At 63.1% G+C, this 16402-nt stretch carries 20 protein-coding genes; 1 reads left to right on the top strand and 19 read right to left on the bottom strand.

Annotation, left to right across the window (positions count from 1 at the left end):
- Positions 1-11: 11 nt before the first annotated feature.
- From INHI_RS0106915 to fabF, 15 genes are all read right to left on the bottom strand, one after another.
- Positions 12-668: an RcGTA-type gene transfer agent tail tape measure protein gene (locus INHI_RS0106915; RefSeq protein WP_027247188.1), complete on the bottom strand. Its 657-nt coding sequence runs from the start codon at positions 666-668 to the stop codon at positions 12-14.
- The gene (locus INHI_RS0106910; RefSeq protein WP_027247187.1) at positions 661-918 is read right to left on the bottom strand and encodes a rcc01693 family protein; all 258 of its coding nucleotides are present in this window, start codon (positions 916-918) and stop codon (positions 661-663) included. The genes INHI_RS0106915 and INHI_RS0106910 overlap by 8 nt, the downstream gene beginning before the upstream one ends.
- A complete protein-coding gene (locus INHI_RS0106905) occupies positions 915-1319 on the bottom strand; it encodes a gene transfer agent family protein (RefSeq protein WP_027247186.1) in 405 nt (134 codons plus the stop codon). Before INHI_RS0106905 ends, INHI_RS0106910 begins: the two co-directional genes overlap by 4 nt.
- A 13-nt stretch (positions 1320-1332) precedes the next feature.
- Entirely contained in the window at positions 1333-1746 is a 414-nt protein-coding gene (locus INHI_RS0106900; protein WP_014874865.1) for a phage major tail protein, TP901-1 family, read from the bottom strand.
- Between the two features lie 101 nt (positions 1747-1847).
- A complete protein-coding gene (locus INHI_RS0106895) occupies positions 1848-2255 on the bottom strand; it encodes a DUF3168 domain-containing protein (protein WP_014874866.1) in 408 nt (135 codons plus the stop codon).
- Positions 2252-2623 carry a head-tail adaptor protein gene (locus INHI_RS0106890; protein ID WP_014874867.1) on the bottom strand — a complete coding sequence of 124 codons (372 nt, stop codon included), beginning with the start codon at positions 2621-2623 and terminating at the stop codon, positions 2252-2254. The genes INHI_RS0106895 and INHI_RS0106890 overlap by 4 nt, the downstream gene beginning before the upstream one ends.
- Positions 2620-3267, bottom strand: a complete 648-nt coding sequence (locus tag INHI_RS20435) for a head-tail connector protein (protein ID WP_199537633.1) — start codon at positions 3265-3267, stop codon at positions 2620-2622. Before INHI_RS20435 ends, INHI_RS0106890 begins: the two co-directional genes overlap by 4 nt.
- A 179-nt stretch (positions 3268-3446) precedes the next feature.
- The gene (locus INHI_RS0106880; protein WP_027247185.1) at positions 3447-4631 is read right to left on the bottom strand and encodes a phage major capsid protein; all 1185 of its coding nucleotides are present in this window, start codon (positions 4629-4631) and stop codon (positions 3447-3449) included.
- A gap of 48 nt (positions 4632-4679) precedes the next feature.
- A complete protein-coding gene (locus INHI_RS0106875; RefSeq protein WP_027247184.1) occupies positions 4680-5297 on the bottom strand; it encodes an HK97 family phage prohead protease in 618 nt (205 codons plus the stop codon).
- Positions 5298-5332: 35 nt separating this feature from the next.
- Positions 5333-5551 carry a GTA head formation protein, RCAP_rcc01685 family gene (locus INHI_RS0106870; RefSeq protein WP_014874871.1) on the bottom strand — a complete coding sequence of 73 codons (219 nt, stop codon included), beginning with the start codon at positions 5549-5551 and terminating at the stop codon, positions 5333-5335.
- Positions 5544-6737 (bottom strand): phage portal protein, encoded by a 1194-nt coding sequence (locus INHI_RS0106865; protein WP_027247183.1) that lies wholly within the window; start codon positions 6735-6737, stop codon positions 5544-5546. Before INHI_RS0106865 ends, INHI_RS0106870 begins: the two co-directional genes overlap by 8 nt.
- Before the next feature lie 202 nt (positions 6738-6939).
- Positions 6940-8232 (bottom strand): DNA-packaging protein, encoded by a 1293-nt coding sequence (locus INHI_RS0106860; protein ID WP_036766957.1) that lies wholly within the window; start codon positions 8230-8232, stop codon positions 6940-6942.
- The gene (locus INHI_RS0106855; protein ID WP_036767253.1) at positions 8204-8545 is read right to left on the bottom strand and encodes a hypothetical protein; all 342 of its coding nucleotides are present in this window, start codon (positions 8543-8545) and stop codon (positions 8204-8206) included. The genes INHI_RS0106860 and INHI_RS0106855 overlap by 29 nt, the downstream gene beginning before the upstream one ends.
- 291 nt (positions 8546-8836) lie before the next feature.
- Positions 8837-9991, bottom strand: coding sequence for an endolytic transglycosylase MltG (gene mltG / locus INHI_RS0106850; protein WP_027247180.1), 1155 nt, complete (start codon positions 9989-9991; stop codon positions 8837-8839).
- Positions 9991-11256, bottom strand: coding sequence for a beta-ketoacyl-ACP synthase II (gene fabF, locus INHI_RS0106845; protein ID WP_014874876.1), 1266 nt, complete (start codon positions 11254-11256; stop codon positions 9991-9993). Before fabF ends, mltG begins: the two co-directional genes overlap by 1 nt.
- A 351-nt stretch (positions 11257-11607) precedes the next feature.
- On the opposite strand from fabF, the gene INHI_RS0106840 reads away from it, so the two are divergent.
- Positions 11608-12528: a PilZ domain-containing protein gene (locus tag INHI_RS0106840; RefSeq protein WP_254656904.1), complete on the top strand. Its 921-nt coding sequence runs from the start codon at positions 11608-11610 to the stop codon at positions 12526-12528.
- 219 nt (positions 12529-12747) lie between these two features.
- On the opposite strand, the gene INHI_RS0106835 is transcribed toward INHI_RS0106840, so the two are convergent.
- The 4 genes from INHI_RS0106835 to fabD all read right to left on the bottom strand — a co-directional run bounded on the left by INHI_RS0106835 (position 12748) and on the right by fabD (position 16281).
- Entirely contained in the window at positions 12748-13491 is a 744-nt protein-coding gene (locus INHI_RS0106835) for a 1-(5-phosphoribosyl)-5-[(5-phosphoribosylamino)methylideneamino]imidazole-4-carboxamide isomerase (protein ID WP_014874878.1), read from the bottom strand.
- A gap of 164 nt (positions 13492-13655) precedes the next feature.
- Positions 13656-13889, bottom strand: a complete 234-nt coding sequence (locus tag INHI_RS0106830; protein ID WP_005982462.1) for an acyl carrier protein — start codon at positions 13887-13889, stop codon at positions 13656-13658.
- A gap of 635 nt (positions 13890-14524) precedes the next feature.
- Positions 14525-15262, bottom strand: a complete 738-nt coding sequence (gene fabG / locus INHI_RS0106820) for a 3-oxoacyl-[acyl-carrier-protein] reductase (protein ID WP_027247178.1) — start codon at positions 15260-15262, stop codon at positions 14525-14527.
- A gap of 86 nt (positions 15263-15348) precedes the next feature.
- Entirely contained in the window at positions 15349-16281 is a 933-nt protein-coding gene (fabD, locus tag INHI_RS0106815; RefSeq protein ID WP_027247177.1) for an ACP S-malonyltransferase, read from the bottom strand.
- Between the last annotated feature and the right edge of the window lie 121 nt (positions 16282-16402).

Below are 16402 nucleotides of genomic sequence, written 5' to 3'. Positions count from 1 at the left end.
TGTCCTCCGGCTCAGCGGTTGCGATTGCCACGCGACAGGGCGCGGCTCAGCTGGGCCGCGATCTGGCCCTGACTGCGTTGAAATCCCTGCACATCGGGGGTCTGGATGTTCATCACGACTGAGGTTGCCCGCCCGCCCTGACTGCGCACACCAAGCGCGCCATCGGCGCCACGGGTCAGCGGCAGGATCGCCTCTGGGCCTGCCTCGCCCATCAGCCCGGTGCCGCCGCGCATGGGAAAGCTCACCGGGCCGCTGACGATCCCCCCCTTGGCAAAGGGCATCACCCGGCCTTGCGAAAACGCCGCCCCGTCGGCAAAGGGGAGAATGCCGCTCATCAGTTTGCCCACCCCATCCGACAGCAACCCGCCCACATGGCTGGTCACGGGTTTGATGGCCGCCGAATAGGTGGTCTGGATCATTGACTGCGCCATGGTATCCAGCGCATCCGAGAGTTTCATGCCGTCAAAGACAACACCGTCAAAAGCACGGCGCAGCCCCTTGGACATGCCGCGCTCCAGTGTATCGGCATCCTTGCCGGTGGCGGCAAAGGCGGCACGCACCCGACGCAGTTCGGCGTCGAATGTGGCGGCCATGCCCGCCGCATCGCCAAGGCTGTCGCTCAGCGCCTCGCCCTGTTGTTCCAGCTGGTTCAGTCCTGTGTCACTCATCGCTCACTGCTCCTGTTTCTGGGGATTTCGGCGCGGCGGGATCCGGGAAGGCGTGCATCAGCCGATCCAGACCTGCCCGCCCCAAAGGGACGGCGCCAGTGTCCTGCCCCAGCATCAGCCGCAGCTCTGCCGGGGTGAGGCGCCAGAACTGGTCCGGCGTGAGGCGCAGCCCCACCAGCCCCGCCCGTATCAGCGCCGGCCAGTCAAGGCCGGTGCTCTGCCCGTCTGTGGTGCGCTGCCGGGGCGTCATGGGGCCACCGATCCCGGCCCCTGTCCCGGAACCTGCGCGCCCGCCTCTCCCGGCAGCGCGAAGCTGCGTGCCAGGAGCTGTGCGGCGGTCCGTGCGGCCTGCATCGGACCACCGTCGATATCGGCAGCAGCCAGATCGGCCTCACTCAGCCGGTGACCACCGCCCTGCAACCCTGCCGCCAGCAGCGCCAGCACATCCGCCGCCGAGAATCCGCCGCTTTCGAACCGGGTCACCAGATCAATCAGCGATCCTGTCCTGAGCCGCGTTTCCAGCGTCGCCAGCGCCCCGAGGGTGAGTTTCAGCGCCAGTACCTCGCCATTGATCCGCAGGGCCACCTCGCCCGCATAGGGATTGGCTCCATAGGCGTTAACGGCTGGGGCTGACTGTTGAGAGGAGGTCATGGTCGGTCCCCCCTTAGATCGCGGTGAAGACCAGCGCCCCGGCGCTGGCCAGCGACAGCTCATAAGTCGCCTCACCATTGTGGCTGCCGGCATATTCCAGCGCGGTCACCTGAAACGCGCCTTCGACAATGCCGAAATCGGGGATGATCACCTGAAACGCCGGGGTCAGCCCGTCAAAGAACAGCTGCCGCGCCCGCTCATCCGTCCCGGCATCGCGAAAGATGCCAGAGCCGGAGATATTGGCCGAGCGCACCCCCGCGCCGGACAGCAGCTCGCGCCAGCCACCCTGGCTTTCCAGACTGGTGACATCGACGCTTTCGGCGTTGAAGCTGATCCGCGTGGCGCGCAGCCCTGCGATGGTTTCGAACTGACCGTCGCCAGTCATATCGACCTTGACCAATAGATCCTTGCCATTTTGGACACTCATCGTGGTGATCTCCTGTGGTTGAAGGGGGCGGCACGGCATGAAAGACATGAGCTGAACCGCGTAATTATCTGAATTATAAAACTGTTATGGAGTGACTGCGGTCAGACATCCTCCAGCCGCGCGGCAAAGCGCAGGCGGATCTGACGGCCACCGGAAGAGTTGCGACTGGCGCTGGCGCGTTCAAACCACAGGCCCACCAGCCGCCCGCGTGACAGGGTCAGCGAGGCGCTGGCGAGGCTGTCACAGAGCATGGCGGCAATCGCCTTTGCCCCGGCGAACCCGGCAGTATCGGTATGCACGGTGATCTCCACCCGGTGATGGGCACCGGCGCCACTGCGATCAGAGCGGTCGCGCACCTCCTCCGGGCCAAGGGTCACATAGGTCTGCGGCAGCGTGCCTGCGGGCAGCGCGTCATAGATGGCGCCGCTCAGCGCGGTGGTCAGATCGGGGTCCGCGCTGAGGTGCTGAAACAGGGATTCCTGCAATGGCAGGGCCAGGGCATAGGTCATGCGGTGGTCTCCTCGGTGGCGAAACAGGTCAGGTAGCGGCCGTCGGGGTCGCCCTCGGCCACCGCATCAATGCGAAAGATCCGGGCACCATCGCGCAGCCGCTGGTCCGGCCGGGGCCGCGCAGGGCTGCCGGTGGGATGGGCACGCAGGGTGATGCGGTAGCGTTGCAGCGACAGGCTGGTGCCGGATTGGTCGGTGCTGCGGCCACTGAGGGCACGCAGCTCGCACCAATGGTGGCCAAGCAGCTGCCATGCCTCAAGAAACCCGCCCGCGCCATCCGAGGTGCGGCGCGGATCTTCCAGCGCCAGACAACGGTTGAGACGTGGTGTCGTGGCGGATGCGCGGCGGGAGGTGGTGCGGCGGCTCATGCGCCTGCCCCCGGCCCGAAGTTGCGACCAAACCCACGGTCCACAGCGGCCCCCACCCCCAGGCTCACCCGCAGGGCGCGGTAGCGTTCAATCAGGCTGGTGACGCCAAAGGGCATACAACCGCCCTGCAGCCGGGTGTCATCGCGGAATTCATAGTAATGCGCCGCCAGCATCAGCACCGCCTGCGCCAGATCACCGGGCAACGCCGCCCAGCTGTTGGCCATGCCTGCGCGGATCGCGATCCGCACCGCACCACCGCTGGCAACCATCGGCAGCGGTCCCCCCACCGGGCGCAGCCGGGGCTGCTGGCTGTCGGGTTCCAGCCGATAGCGCTGCGGGGCCAGCAGCTGTTCACTGCCTGATCCATCCACCAGAGTTACCGATTGAATCATCTGCACCGGCGCCAGCGGTAGTGCCTGCACCTGCAGGTCGCGCCAGGTCGAAAGGGTCAGCAGAAAATCCCGCGCCAGCAACACCTTGCCGGTGCGTGCCTCGATCGCCGCGATGGCCGCGCGCAGGAAGCTGATCAACACCGCCTCCTGCAACCCCGCCTCGTCAAACCCGGTGCCCAGACGCAGATGCGCCTTGAACGCCTCTTGCGGCAGGACTGCCTCTGGCACCGGTGTCATTTCACTCAACATCATCATTTCACTCCAACGGCTGTTCGTTCGGGGGCTGCTCGGGCTGGCTGTTGCCGGATGGGTTGGGGCGGATGCGCGCCGGGCTGCTGCCGCGGGACGGAAGGGGAGCAGCTGGACGACAGTGGCCGGGGCGCGCATCCGCAGACGGCACCGACGAGCCGGTACCGCCATCGGTCCAAGCGTCAGCTCAGGCCGAATTTCAGCAGTTTGATGGCCGCAAAATCGCTGACGTCACCGCCCACACGTTTGGTGGCATAGAACAGCACATGGGGTTTGGCGCTGAAGGGATCGCGCAGCACCCGCAGATCCGGGCGTTCGGCGATGGTGTAGCCAGCCGCGAAATCGCCAAAGGCCACCGCATAGCCGTTCACATCGGCGTCGGGCATATCCTCAGCAATGACAACGGGATACCCCATCAACCGCGCCGGTTCTGCGGCAGCCAGACCATCGGACCACAGGAAGCGGCCATCGGCGTCCTTCAACTTGCGCAGGAGGCCGGCAGTTTTGGAGTTCATCACAAAGCTGGCGTTGGCCCGATACTGCGCGCCAAGCGCATAGACCAGATCAATGATCGCATCCCCATCGCCGATATCGCCCTCAACACCGGTGGTGACATAGCCAATGTTGCCCCAGCTCCAGCTGTCATTGGCCACCACCGGGTGGTAGAGGATGCCGGTCGGCTTGTCATTGCCGTCCCCCATGATGAAGGCGGCGGCCTCTGCACGGGAGAATTTATCCGCGATGCGCCCCGCCAGCCAGCCCTCGATATCAAAGGCGCTGTCATCCAGCAGCCGCTGTGACGCCTTGGGCAGCGCGCTCAGCTCATGCAGCGGGATGGTGATCCGGTCGATCACCGGGGTGGATGTCTCGATCACGGCGCCGGTCTCATTGGCCCAGCCATGGCCCACATCACCATGGTCAATCAGCACGTCATAAGACGTCGCCTCTACCATCACCACCGACGCCACGGCGCGGATGGAGGCGGTGCTGGTCAGCACCGATTTGACCGTCTCGGCGGTCTGAGGGTCGACAAGATAGCCACCATCGCCGTTGACGGTTGAACTCATCGCCTTGGCATCCAGATCCAGGCCGCGCAGGGCGGCATCATCACCGGAGCGGAGATAGGCATCCAACGCCTTTTGATGGGGGGCCGTGCCCGCATCAGCTGCGGCCAGAGGGGGACGATTGGCAAAGTGGGATTTGCGATCCAGCATGGTCATACGCTCTTCTGTCTGTTTCAGTTTCAGGGCAATGTCATCTTTGAACCCATTGAAATTATGCACGAAGTCAGCAACGGCCTGCTTGACCTCCTGCGGGGCCGCATGGGAGTGGGCCGTTGGGTCCGGATGGGGTTGGGTGTGGCTCATCTGTCTGTCCTTTGGGTCGGTTGGAGAAGACGGGAAACGGCGATGTGCTCAGCCGAGGGGGGCGAGACTGGCCCCGCTGCGCAACATCTCGATCACCTCGCGCCAGATCTGCGGTGTCTCGCCCGGATCGCTCAGATCCGGCTCAGCGGATGTTGATTTGGCGGCAGTCACGGGCTGTGCCGTGGCGGTGACACGGGCGGTGGGCAACATCGGGAAGGTCACCAGCGACACCTCCCAGAGATCCAGTTCCGCGAGGCAGCGACCGCCGCCTTTGCGCTGCGTGGCGCGGCGGGCGCGATAGCCGATGGAAAGACCATCCAGCGCGCCAACCGCGATCAGCGCCGCAGCCTCGGCGCCCTTTTGGGTGCGGGTCAGAATGCGGCCTTTGACATGCAGGCCACGGGCATCTTCGCGCACGACGTCCCAGACGCCGATAGGCCGGGCCGGATCATGCTGCCAGAGCATTTTCACCGCGATACCCGCCTTTGAGAGACGGTCGAGGGACGCCTGATAGGCGCCGGGTTGCACCAGATCACCGCCGCCATCGACGCAGCCGAACAGGCTGGCGTAGCCGCTGATCACAACCATATCGTCGGCCTCAGCCCCGATGGTCAGATCCTCGCCGAAGCGGGCGAATTTATGTTCCAGATGCTCATCATGTCGCATCATCTTCCCCTTATATCTCATTGAATTCATGGGTATTACTGCACCACCAGAAAGGACTGAAAAGCCTGTGCAAGAATGACCGCAGCAACGCCGTAGACGGTGAGCCAGAGCCGTTTTTCCATCCGTTCCATCATCATCTCCAGCCGGTCGAGCCGACGGTTCATCGCCTCTTGCTGGATTTCAGCAATGCGTTCATGGGCGGTGAGCCGCAGCCCCGGAGAGCATTCAAACGGCGGGATCGGGATCTCAGTCATCGCGCTCGGCCTCCTCTTGCGGCGGCAGGCCCAGAAGGCGGCGTTTTTCTGCAACGGTCAGAAAGTCGGCGCTGGCCACACGGCGCCACTGCGCCTCACGTTCGGAGGCCAATGCAGACACCTGATCAAGGTCCGGTTTCAGCGTCACCGCAGACCCCTGATAGCGCGACAACCAGTCCGACAGCGTGGCCGTGACACGGGTCACAAGCGGCAGCACGGTGAGTCGGTAAAAGGCGCGGTTGGCCTCTTGATAATTGGCATAGGTGGCGTCTCCGGGCAGTCCCAACAGCATCGGTGGCACCCCAAAGGCCAGCGCAATTTCACGCGCAGCGGCGTCCTTGGTCTGGTGAAATTCCATATCCGATGGCGAGAAGCCCATCGGTTTCCAATCCAACCCGCCTTCGAGCACCATCGGACGGCCGGCATTGCGCGCACCTTGGAAATTCATTTCAATTTCGTCACTTAGGCGTCGAAACTGATCCTCTGCCATCAACCCCTGACCATCGCTGCCGCTCCAGACCAGCGCGCCAGAAGGCCGGGCTGCATTGTCCAAGAGCGCCTTGGACCAGCGCGAGGCAGAGGTATGCACATCCACCGCCATGGCGGCGGCCTGCATCGGCGACAGCCCGTAGTGATCATCCTGCGGGTGAAAGCTGCGCAGATGGCAAATCGGGGCGCAGGGCATGGTCACATCAAAGCGGTGTTTCCGGCCCGACACGCTGTAATCATAGGCCACGGGCCAACCATCGCTGCCAGGCACAACACTCATCCGATCGGGGCGCAGTACATGCAGTTCGACCGGCAATACGTCGCGACCGTCGGGATCGCTAACCGCCTCAATATAAGCGTTGCCCGACAACAGCAGGTGGCCAAACAGCGCCTCCAACAGCTCTGCGCGGCCTTGGGCGGCATTGGGCCGGGCCAGCAGCGCCAGCAATGGGTGGCTGTCGTAGCGCTGCGTGCCGTCCTGCAAGACCAACGGCAGGGCGGCGGCGGCCTCAATAATCATCTTGACGGCGCGGTAACCGACTGGATTGCCAGCAAAGCCGCTGCGGGTCAGTGAACTGCTGTCGCGGGGGCTCCAGCCGGCGCCACCGGTGCTGCCATGCCAGGCCACCACACGGGCGGCGGCGCTTGTCTTGGTTTCGACGGGCTGTTGCTTGCGCCGCAGGAGGTCAAAGACCATGGGCCACTCCTTTGATTGAACTTGCGGGACGGGGCAAAGCCTGCCCCTGTTTGCTGTGATCCTTTATGACGGCTGTAATTGAATAAGATTTGAGCGAGGCGCGCGCCGGGCGCGCAACACCCAGGGCAAACGCCTGTGATAAAACGAAAAACGCCCGCATCACTGCGGGCGTTTCGGGGGCTGTCAGCGGGATGTTGTCAGCTCACAACATGCGCGCACGGGGCATCCGGTGGCGGTTGGCCGGGGTCAGGATCAGCTCCTGCACGGCCCAGACCAGCGCATCCAGCCGGTCGGGCGATCCCTGCCCCAGATAGCCGCGCGGGGTCATCTGGCAAAGCTGGTCCTCCAGCGCGCCAAGCCCCGGCACATGACGCACCCGGCCCTGTTCGTAGAGGGCGGCGACCGGTTCCGCCCGCGCGCCCTTGCCCCGGCTGGCATGCAGCGCGGTAAAGGGCACCAGCGGGTCGATCTGGCGCAGCAGGCTTTCGACCAATGCGCCGCCCTGATTGACCTCGGCGACCACGCGGTCGGCGCCGTAGCGGTCGCGCGCATCAATGGCGGCCTGCGCCCAGGTCAGCGGGCCAACCCCCTGCACGGTGCAATCGGCCAGCACATAGGCGCACCAGTCCTGTGGCGGCCCCTGCAACGTCGCCCCAACCACCATGATGCCGCAGGCATCGGAGCGTTTGCCCGCGCTCACCGCCGGATCAACCGCCACCACCACCCGGTCCAGTGTCGAGGCCTTTGCGATCTGCGCTGCAACCAGCCCGGCATTGGTCCAGAGCGCGCCCTCGACATCCTGCAACAGGATGCCGTCCAGCTCTTGTCGGCCCAGCCGCGACCCGGCGTAGCGATTGCGCACCTCTTGCAGGAAGGACGCTGCCAGATTGGCGCGGTTGGCCTCCGTCGCGGCATGGGTCTGCACGGTGGAGGGGCTGGCAAGCAGATCGCGCAGCACACCCACATTGCGCGGCGTTGTGGTGACGCAGACACGCGGGTCCTGTCCCAGCCGCAGCGCAAATTGCAGCATGTCCCAGCTGTCCTGCCCGCGCTTCCACTTGGCCAGCTCATCCGCCCAGGCGGCATCAAACTGCGGGCCACGCAGCGCCTCTGGGTCATGGGCCGAAAACGCCTGCGCGGTGGCCCCGTTGGGCCAGATCAGCCGTCTTTCGGTGGCTTTCCACGTTGGGCGGCGGTCGGGGGGCGTGCAGGCAAGGAGGCCGCTGTCGCCCTGCACCATGACATCGCGCACCTGATCGTAGGTTTCCCCAAGGAGCGCGATGCGGCGGGCGCGGCCAGCGGACAGCGGTGTTGCCCCTTCGGCCAGCGTGCGCACCCATTCGGCGCCGGCGCGGGTTTTTCCCGCTCCCCGTCCGCCAAGGATGACCCAGCTGCGCCAGTCCCCCGCCGGCGGCAGTTGATGCGGCAGCGCCCAGAGATCAAAGACATAGGGCATCGCACAGAGGTCATGATCGCTGAGCCGGTCCAGAAACATCTTCTGCGTCGAGGCTGGCGCGCAGGCGAGCCAACCGGTTTTCGATTTCATCGCGGGCGGCCTTGATGTCGAGACCGGCTGCGGCCTGATGCTGTTCACTTTGTTCGACAAGGGTTTTCTCCACTTTCTGGCTGTCACGGATCAGGCTTTCCAATTTGGCGATGCGCGGAGTGCTGCCGCCCTCATCCTCATCGCAGGCAAGGCGTTCGAGCATCTGCTCGGCCTCCTGCCGGAGCCGTTCGATGGAGCTGTGGAGTGAGAAAAGAAGATCGGCGGTCTTCGCCAGCCGATTTTCCGGTGTGTAGGTGCTCATGGTTGGGGCCTCATAGTGATGGACCTCCATCCGCAAAACCACGGATCCAGCCATAGGCGCAGGCACCAGTGGAGGCCTCTGCACGGCGGATCGATCAGTTTCCCAGCTGCCCAGAGAGCATGGCATAAAGCAGCGCAAAAGTCAAAATTCACCACCTGAAGTATCGGGCGCAAACTACCGAATTTATTAAGGAAATGCCTAACTTCCCTACGATGGAGTTAACGGGTTCGCACACGAAAAAAGGGACGCCAAAGCGTCCCTTTCCAGATTTGGTTTATGCTGCGGTTGCGATCAGTTGCTGTTGCGCTCGGCCTCGATCTCGCGCCATTTGGCAACATTGCGGTTGTGCTCTTCCAGAGTGACGGCAAAGGCATGACCGCCAGTCCCATCCGCAACAAAGAACAGATAATCACCCTGATCAGGATCCACCGCAGCCTCAAGGCTGGCCATGCCGGGATTGGCGATGGGGGTCGGCGGCAGCCCTTCGATCACATAGGTGTTCCAGGGGGTGGCCCGGCGCAGTTCACTCTGGCGCAGCCCACGGCCCAGCACGCCCTCACCCTTGGTCACGCCATAGATCACCGTCGGGTCCGTCTGTAGCCGCATGCCGCGATTGAGACGGTTAGTGAAGACCGAAGCCACCTGACGACGTTCTTCGGCGACGCCGGTTTCCTTCTCGATGATCGAGGCAAGGATCAGCATCTCCTCCGGACTGGTGACCGCCGCGCGGTCCGAGCGGCTCTCCCAGGCGGCATTGATGCGCAGCACCTGACGTTCCTGCATCTCGGCCAGGATCTCAGCACGGTTGTCCCCGGGGGAGACCTCATAGCTGTCCGGTGCCAGCATCCCTTCCGCAGGGCGATCGCCTGGCTCGCCTTCAAGGATATCCATCGCCTTCAGCGATTCCACCACCTGCCAGCTGGTCACCCCTTCTGCCAGCGCAATGCGGTAGCGGGTGTCGGCGTCGGCTTTCTTCTCTTCATAGACGGCTGGCACCTCATCGACGCCGGGCACGAATTCCGCGCGCTCAACAAAGCGGTTGGTGGCCGGATCCAGTTCGCGCACTTCGGCCAGCACGCGGGTCACGCCCACGCGATAGACGATCTCAGTGCCGCAGCTGCTGGCACCGCCCCGGGTGATCTGCTCAACGATGGCATCCATGGAGGCGCCGGCAGGCACCAGGTAGCTGCCGGCCTTCAGCTGATCAGTCTTTTCAGAATAACGCACCCCGATCCGAAACAACGGACCAGAGCTGATCGCGCCCTGCTCTTGCAGGTTGCGGCTGACCTTGGTCATGTTGCTGCCCGACGGCACCCGCAGGCAGATCGCGCTCTCGAGCGGACCTTCCGAGGTGTATTGCGACTGCCCCCAGAGGATGACGCCGCCTAGCAGGAACAGCACCACCACCAGGATAGTCAGCATATTAGAGGCGAGGCTGCGCCACATCACTCAGGCTTTCCGAACAGGACCGACGCATTGGTGCCGCCAAACCCGAAGGAATTCGACAGCGCCACGTTGATCTCGCGCTCACGCTTGGCATTGGGGGCAAGGTCAACCGCCGTATCCACAGCCGGATTGTCCAGATTGATGGTGGGCGGTGCCACCTGATCCCGGATCGCCAGAATGGAGAAGATCGCCTCAATCGCGCCAGCCGCGCCCAGAAGATGGCCGGTGGCGGATTTGGTGGAAGACATAGTGACCTTGCCTGCGGCATCGCCCATCATCCGCTCAACCGCGCCCAGTTCGATGGTATCGGCCATCGTGGACGTGCCATGGGCGTTGATGTAGTCGATATCCTTCGGCTCAAGCCCTGCATTGGCCAGCGCCGCCCGCATGGAGCGTTCGCCGCCTTCGCCGTTCTCAGACGGCGCGGTGATATGATAGGCATCGCCGGACAGGCCATAGCCCAGCACCTCGGCATAGATCTTGGCGCCACGGGCCTTGGCGTGCTCATAGTCTTCCAGCACCACAATGCCGGCGCCCTCACCCATGACAAAACCGTCACGGTCGGCGTCATAGGGGCGCGAGGCTGCCTTCGGGTCATCGGCACGTTTGGTGGACAGCGCCTTGCAGGCGTTAAAGCCCGCGATGCCGATTTCGCAGATTGCCGCCTCGGCACCGCCTGCAATCATCACATCCGCATCGCCGGATTTGATCAGCCGGGCCGCGTCGCCAATGGCATGGGCGCCAGTGGAGCACGCGGTCACGACGGAGTGGTTCGGACCCTTGAAGCCAAAGCGGATCGAGACCTGACCGGAAATCAGGTTGATCAGCGCGCCGGGAATAAAGAAGGGCGAGACCCGGCGCGGGCCTTTTTCCTTGATCATCACGGCGGTGTCCGCGATCGAGCTGAGACCCCCGATGCCGGAGCCGATCATCACGCCGGTGCGCAGGCGGCTTGCCTCATCCTCGGGAGTCCAACCTGCATCACGCACGGCCATATCAGCGGCGGCAATGCCGTACAGGATGAAATCATCAATCTTCTTCTGGTCTTTCTTCACCACCCAATCGTCAGGGTTGAAGGTCCCCTCGGAGCCATCGCCACGCGGCACTTCGCAGGCATATGTGGTGGCGACACCGCTTTCGACCGCATCAAAATGCGTGATCGGACCCGCGCCGGACTGCCCGTCCAGCAACCGTGACCAGCTTTCTTCGACGCCGCTGGCCAGCGGTGTGACCAGGCCCAGTCCGGTGACTACTACTCGACGCATTTCTTGCCCTCCTTTGCCTCGGCAATTTGTCTCCAAATAGCTTGGATTGGCGCAAAGGTGCAAGAGCCGGAACAGTCGCGCGGTTTTACGGTATTTTAATGACGCCCTTAGATTGCAATTAACCTCACGAAGGTATCCCTAGGGTGTTTCGCGGCGTCTCTCCGGGTCATCCCGGCTCAACGGCATCTGCGACGCAACATGTCGCGCCCGACTGACGGGGCGCAAAATCTGGATCTACGGCTCTGGGGCAAGGCGTAAATGGTGTATATTCAGTTATTATTCAGACGCCCCGCGTCATCGGACCCCGATTTGCAACAGGGGCGGCGAGCAGCACAGCGCCGCCCTTCGCGCATGTGGGGGGTGAGCCTGTTCGCCCTTCTGATAGTGACCAGTTTTTTCCTGGGCGCCGAACCGCTGGCCGCGCGGGAATGCCGGGTGTTCAACAAATTGATGACCCTGACACTCGCCAGTGAGGAGATGCTGAACTACCTGCGTACTGGCAGCAATTCGCGCGCCGTGCAGGAGTTGGAACGGTTTTTGTCCAATACCACCAAGACGGAGCTGCATCGTGGCATGCAGCGCGAAGAGCTGAATGAGCTGTCCAAGGCCACGCACAACCTGATCGCCCAGCAGCGCAGCCTGCTGCGGGTTCTGTCGATCAAGGATCGGCGCACGGCGGAGCGGACATCGATCAAGCTGTTCGCCCGCGAAACCCTGGCCGCCTATCGCCGGGAGTTGGCACGTATGCCCTGCCAGAACGCCCATAAGAAAGGGACCACGGATGGCAATTTAGGCGCGCTGCCCGCGCTTGGGCAGATTTCCAGCACCACCGCAGCGGCGGGCTCGCTGGGATTGGTGGCGTTCGGAGCGCTTTGCTTTATCCTGTTTGAGCGGCGCATGGCCACGCTGAAGCGGCGGCGCAAGCGCCATACCTGCAATCTGGACTGCCATCTGCTGTATGCAGAAGAGGAAGCGGGGGCCACACTTCTGGACATCAGCCAAGAAGGAGCAAAGATCAAATCCGATGTTATCTGTGCTGTCGGGGATAAGATCTCGCTGAATCTGCCCAAAGATGCGCCTCAGGTTGACCTGTCTGGCCAGGTCCAATGGTGCAACGCCAACTATTTTGGCATTCAGTTCAAGGACCGATTGCCCCGAGATGTGGTGAAAACTCTGGCTGGATTCCGCCGGGCGCCGTCACCTGCCAAGCGAGGGTTTGCGCGCGGCGACACGCCACCGGACCTGGAGACCAACAGCGCCGTCTCTGGCTGACCCCCGGACGCCCAGACCCGGATTATCGCACCCAGATCATCACCCCCAGATCATCACACCCGGCCTGATGCGCGGGTTGCGCCGCCACCAGAACACGGCAACGCAAGATGGCGAAAGGCTGCGCAGTCGCCTACGCAGCCTCCTTTGGGTAGTGGATCCTGCGATCCTTGCACCATCGTCGTACATTCTTAGCACGATCCTGGCCCGACCCTGATTGGATCAGCGGAACTCAGCCACGGGTTCGCGGCTGGGGGCCGCCTCCTCCAGCGCTTCGGCGAGGGTCAATGTCTTGCGGAACAGCGCCCGCCCGACCAGCGTTCCGGAGACCGAGCCGATGTATTTCAACCGCGCCACATCATCAGCAGTGCGCACGACACCGCTGGCGATCACCGGTGTGCGGGCCTTCTCTGCCAGCCCCGCGATCAGACCCAGCTGCGCCTCGACATCGCTCATATCGCTTTCGATGTCGGTGATGATGATCCCTGCAAAGGGACAATCGGCAAAGGCTTCGATAAAGGCTTCGGGCGTGAATGACCCGGCCTGACGCCAGCCATCGGTCATCACCTGACCTTCCCAGACATCCACCGCCAGCACGATCTGATCGGGGTAGAGACGGGTCAACATGCGCACCATCTCCGGATCCTGCGCGGCCAGGGTACCAACCACAACCCGGCCTGCCCCCTTGTCGATCCAATGTTCGACATGCTCGCGGCTGCGCATCCCGCCGCCCAACTGCACTGGAATGCCTGCGGTGCGGATGATTTCCTCCACCAGCCCGGCATTGCGGTTGTCGCCTTCGATCGCATCGAAATCTGTCAGATGCATCCATTCGGCACCATCCGCCGCAAAGCTGCAAGCGGTGGCCACCGGGTCCACATGCCAGACCATGGCGGTATCAAGCCGCCCCTTGTCCAGCGTCACGCAGCGCCCGTCCTTCAGCTCCATCGTGGGGTAGATCATCATCGCAATGCCCTCCTGTCGTCGGCAGTTTCGCCAAGGCTAGCACGGAGACCGATCACCCCTAAGGAGAAAACCCGACCTCGCATGGGTCGGAAACGTCCACAAACGCAAAACGGCGCCTTCCTGCTTGGAAAGCGCCGTCTGCAATCGTCACCAATTAGGTGAGATCAGGAAGCTTCGCTGATGAACTTCACCGCATCGCCAAAGGTCTGGATGGTCTCGGCTGCATCATCGGGGATTTCGATGCCGAACTCTTCTTCGAAAGCCATAACCAGCTCAACGGTGTCCAGGCTGTCTGCGCCCAGATCATCGATGAACGACGCGTTCTCGGTCACTTTGTCTTCTTCAACACCCAGGTGTTCCACAACGATCTTTTTTACGCGGTCTGCGACGTCGCTCATGTCAATTCCTCATCTTTTCAGGCATTCGCCCGGTTTGTCAGGCCTTCGCCCGGTTCTGCCCTTGCCCGCTCGGGGCGGCGTGGTTGTGCCCGATGCGGGCGATCGTGTTCCGCATAGCGGAACGTGCCCCTGCCGGTCCGGCATGGACCCGCAGATGGCGAATATGCGCCGCCTATAACACAGACCGACGCAGAGGCAAACGATTTCGCAGCATCACTGCACCCGCCGACCCGAAGCCTGTCACCTGGGGCTCAGGCAACAGGGTGAGCATTTGGCCACAGGCGGCGGCACATGCAAGACTTGTATGCGATATTTTTCATCCCATGTGGATCGACGGTATGATTTTTACATTATTTTTCAGCGGGTTTCAGCCAGACACACCGGTTCGCAAGGCAGCGTTTCGCCCGCGTGCGCCCTGCAATCATACGCAAACCTATCGCAAAATGACCCGAAATCTTACGCAAATCATCACCGAGGCAGGCCGGCATCCGGCACAAGTCCTGAGGCATCCGCGTCACATATCGGTTCGGTTGCAGCGGGGGTCTACAATGAAAACCCCGCCGCCGGACGAACCGGAGACGGGGCAACTGACTCGAGCGTCTGGCGCCTCATCCAAAGAGCTATCAGCCCCCGGATCAGAGCATGGCCATACCGCCGTTCACATGCAGCGTGGTGCCGGTGACATAGCCAGCCTCAGCGCTGGCCAGATACAACACGGCTGAGGCGATTTCCTCAGGATTGCCCATGCGACCGCTGGGGATCTGGGTCAGGATCGCGTCTTTCTGGGCATCGTTCAGCTTGTCGGTCATGGCGGTGGCGATAAAGCCGGGCGCCACGGCATTGACGGTGATGCCCCGGTTGGCGACCTCATAGGCCAGCGATTTCGACATGCCGACCATACCGGCCTTGGCGGCGGCATAATTGCCCTGACCGGGGTTGCCCGTCGCCCCCACGATGGAAGAGATATTGATGATCCGGCCCCAGCGCGCCTTCATCATGCCGCGCAGAACACCCCGGCACAGGCGCATGGTAGAGGTCAGGTTCACCTCCAGCACGCTGGCCCATTCCTCATCCTTCATCCGCATGAAGAGATTGTCACGGGTGATACCGGCGTTGTTGACCAGAATATCAACCGATCCCATCGCCGCGATGGCCTGTTTCGGCAACGCCTCTACCGCCTCTGCATCCGAGAGATTGCAAGGCAGCACATGCGCGCGCTCCCCGAGTTCGGCCGCCAGTTCCTGCAACGGCGCTTCGCGGGTGCCAGAGAGGCCAACCGTGGCGCCAGCGGCGTGCAGCGCACGGGCGATATCACCACCGATGCCGCCAGATGCCCCGGTGATGAGGGCAGATTTGCCAGTCAGATCAAACATATGGTTTCCTTTGTCTCATCCCCGGCCCGCGGTCCGCCATTTTCTTTGGAAGAAAACGGGCCGGAATTTTAATGAAAATTCCGCGTTCAGCCCGCGGTGATGGCTGCCACGTCCTCAGCGGTGCCGACCTGACGGCTGGTGAGATTGCGGTCGATCTTGCGGATCATGCCGGACAGCGCCTTGCCCGCGCCGATTTCCCAGAACTCGGTCACACCTTTGGCGGCCATGGACTGCACGCTTTCACGCCAGCGCACGGATCCGGTCACCTGCTCGACCAGCAGTTTGCGGATCTCATCCGGGTCCGTCACCGCATCGGCGCGCACATTGGCGATCAGAGGCACAGCGGGGGATGTAATAGCGACATCTGCCAGCGCTTCGGCCATCACATCAGCTGCGGGCTGCATCAGGGCGCAGTGGAACGGGGCGGAGACCGGCAGCATTACGGCGCGTTTCGCGCCTTTTTCCTTGGCGATCTCAGCGGCGCGCTCGACGGCAGCCTTGGCGCCGGAGACCACCACCTGGGTGGGATCATTGTCATTGGCGGCCTGGCAGACCTCGCCCTGTGCGGCTTCCTCAGCGACAGCACGCACCGCCTCAAGGTCCAACCCCAGAATGGCGGCCATTGCGCCCTCCCCCACCGGCACGGCGCTTTGCATGGCCTGACCACGGGTGCGCAGCAGGCGTGCTGTATCGGCCACCGAAATCGCACCGGCTGCGGCCAATGCGGAATATTCACCAAGGCTGTGACCGGCGACAAAGGCGGCCTTATCGATGCTGACACCCTCCGCCTCAAGCGCGCGCATAGCGGCGAGCGAGGTCGCCATCAGCGCCGGCTGAGCGTTCTGGGTAAGGGTCAGGGTTTCGATATCCCCTTCCCAGACCAGCTGGCTCAGCGCCTCTCCCAGTGCGGCATCCACCTCGTCAAAGACCGCTTTGGCTGCCGGATAGGCCTCGGCCAGCGCCTTGCCCATCCCGATGGTCTGCGCGCCCTGCCCTGGAAACACGAATGCAATTGTCATCTGAGACCTCATCTTCTCTGCACATCTGCGTTGCACCGGGTTTAGACGCAGGTGACGCTGCGTACAAGCACAGCCTTGCGCGGGCGCACCAAGCCTGTGCATCAGGTGACAGAGATGCGTG

Source organism: Phaeobacter inhibens DSM 16374 (assembly GCF_000473105.1).
Classification (GTDB): Bacteria; Pseudomonadota; Alphaproteobacteria; order Rhodobacterales; family Rhodobacteraceae; genus Phaeobacter; species Phaeobacter inhibens.
This window is presented reverse-complemented; position numbering and strand designations above follow the sequence as displayed.

What these genes read in the sequence shown, in the direction of transcription:
- INHI_RS20435 (WP_199537633.1), bottom strand. Translation starts at nt 3,267, where the DNA reads ATGATGTTGAGTGAAATGACACCGGTGCCAGAGGCAGTCCTGCCGCAA.
- INHI_RS0106905 (WP_027247186.1), bottom strand. Translation starts at nt 1,319, where the DNA reads ATGACCTCCTCTCAACAGTCAGCCCCAGCCGTTAACGCCTATGGAGCC.
- INHI_RS0106880 (WP_027247185.1), bottom strand. Translation starts at nt 4,631, where the DNA reads ATGAGCCACACCCAACCCCATCCGGACCCAACGGCCCACTCCCATGCG.
- fabF (WP_014874876.1), bottom strand. Translation starts at nt 11,256, where the DNA reads ATGCGTCGAGTAGTAGTCACCGGACTGGGCCTGGTCACACCGCTGGCC.
- INHI_RS0106895 (WP_014874866.1), bottom strand. Translation starts at nt 2,255, where the DNA reads ATGACCTATGCCCTGGCCCTGCCATTGCAGGAATCCCTGTTTCAGCAC.
- INHI_RS0106910 (WP_027247187.1), bottom strand. Translation starts at nt 918, where the DNA reads ATGACGCCCCGGCAGCGCACCACAGACGGGCAGAGCACCGGCCTTGAC.
- INHI_RS0106830 (WP_005982462.1), bottom strand. Translation starts at nt 13,889, where the DNA reads ATGAGCGACGTCGCAGACCGCGTAAAAAAGATCGTTGTGGAACACCTG.
- mltG (WP_027247180.1), bottom strand. Translation starts at nt 9,991, where the DNA reads ATGTGGCGCAGCCTCGCCTCTAATATGCTGACTATCCTGGTGGTGGTG.
- fabD (WP_027247177.1), bottom strand. Translation starts at nt 16,281, where the DNA reads ATGACAATTGCATTCGTGTTTCCAGGGCAGGGCGCGCAGACCATCGGG.
- INHI_RS0106875 (WP_027247184.1), bottom strand. Translation starts at nt 5,297, where the DNA reads ATGCGACATGATGAGCATCTGGAACATAAATTCGCCCGCTTCGGCGAG.
- INHI_RS0106900 (WP_014874865.1), bottom strand. Translation starts at nt 1,746, where the DNA reads ATGAGTGTCCAAAATGGCAAGGATCTATTGGTCAAGGTCGATATGACT.
- INHI_RS0106870 (WP_014874871.1), bottom strand. Translation starts at nt 5,551, where the DNA reads ATGACTGAGATCCCGATCCCGCCGTTTGAATGCTCTCCGGGGCTGCGG.
- fabG (WP_027247178.1), bottom strand. Translation starts at nt 15,262, where the DNA reads ATGTTTGATCTGACTGGCAAATCTGCCCTCATCACCGGGGCATCTGGC.
- INHI_RS0106890 (WP_014874867.1), bottom strand. Translation starts at nt 2,623, where the DNA reads ATGAGCCGCCGCACCACCTCCCGCCGCGCATCCGCCACGACACCACGT.
- INHI_RS0106865 (WP_027247183.1), bottom strand. Translation starts at nt 6,737, where the DNA reads ATGGTCTTTGACCTCCTGCGGCGCAAGCAACAGCCCGTCGAAACCAAG.
- INHI_RS0106915 (WP_027247188.1), bottom strand. Translation starts at nt 668, where the DNA reads ATGAGTGACACAGGACTGAACCAGCTGGAACAACAGGGCGAGGCGCTG.
- INHI_RS0106835 (WP_014874878.1), bottom strand. Translation starts at nt 13,491, where the DNA reads ATGATGATCTACCCCACGATGGAGCTGAAGGACGGGCGCTGCGTGACG.
- INHI_RS0106855 (WP_036767253.1), bottom strand. Translation starts at nt 8,545, where the DNA reads ATGAGCACCTACACACCGGAAAATCGGCTGGCGAAGACCGCCGATCTT.
- INHI_RS0106840 (WP_254656904.1), top strand. Translation starts at nt 11,608, where the DNA reads ATGTGGGGGGTGAGCCTGTTCGCCCTTCTGATAGTGACCAGTTTTTTC.
- INHI_RS0106860 (WP_036766957.1), bottom strand. Translation starts at nt 8,232, where the DNA reads ATGTTTCTGGACCGGCTCAGCGATCATGACCTCTGTGCGATGCCCTAT.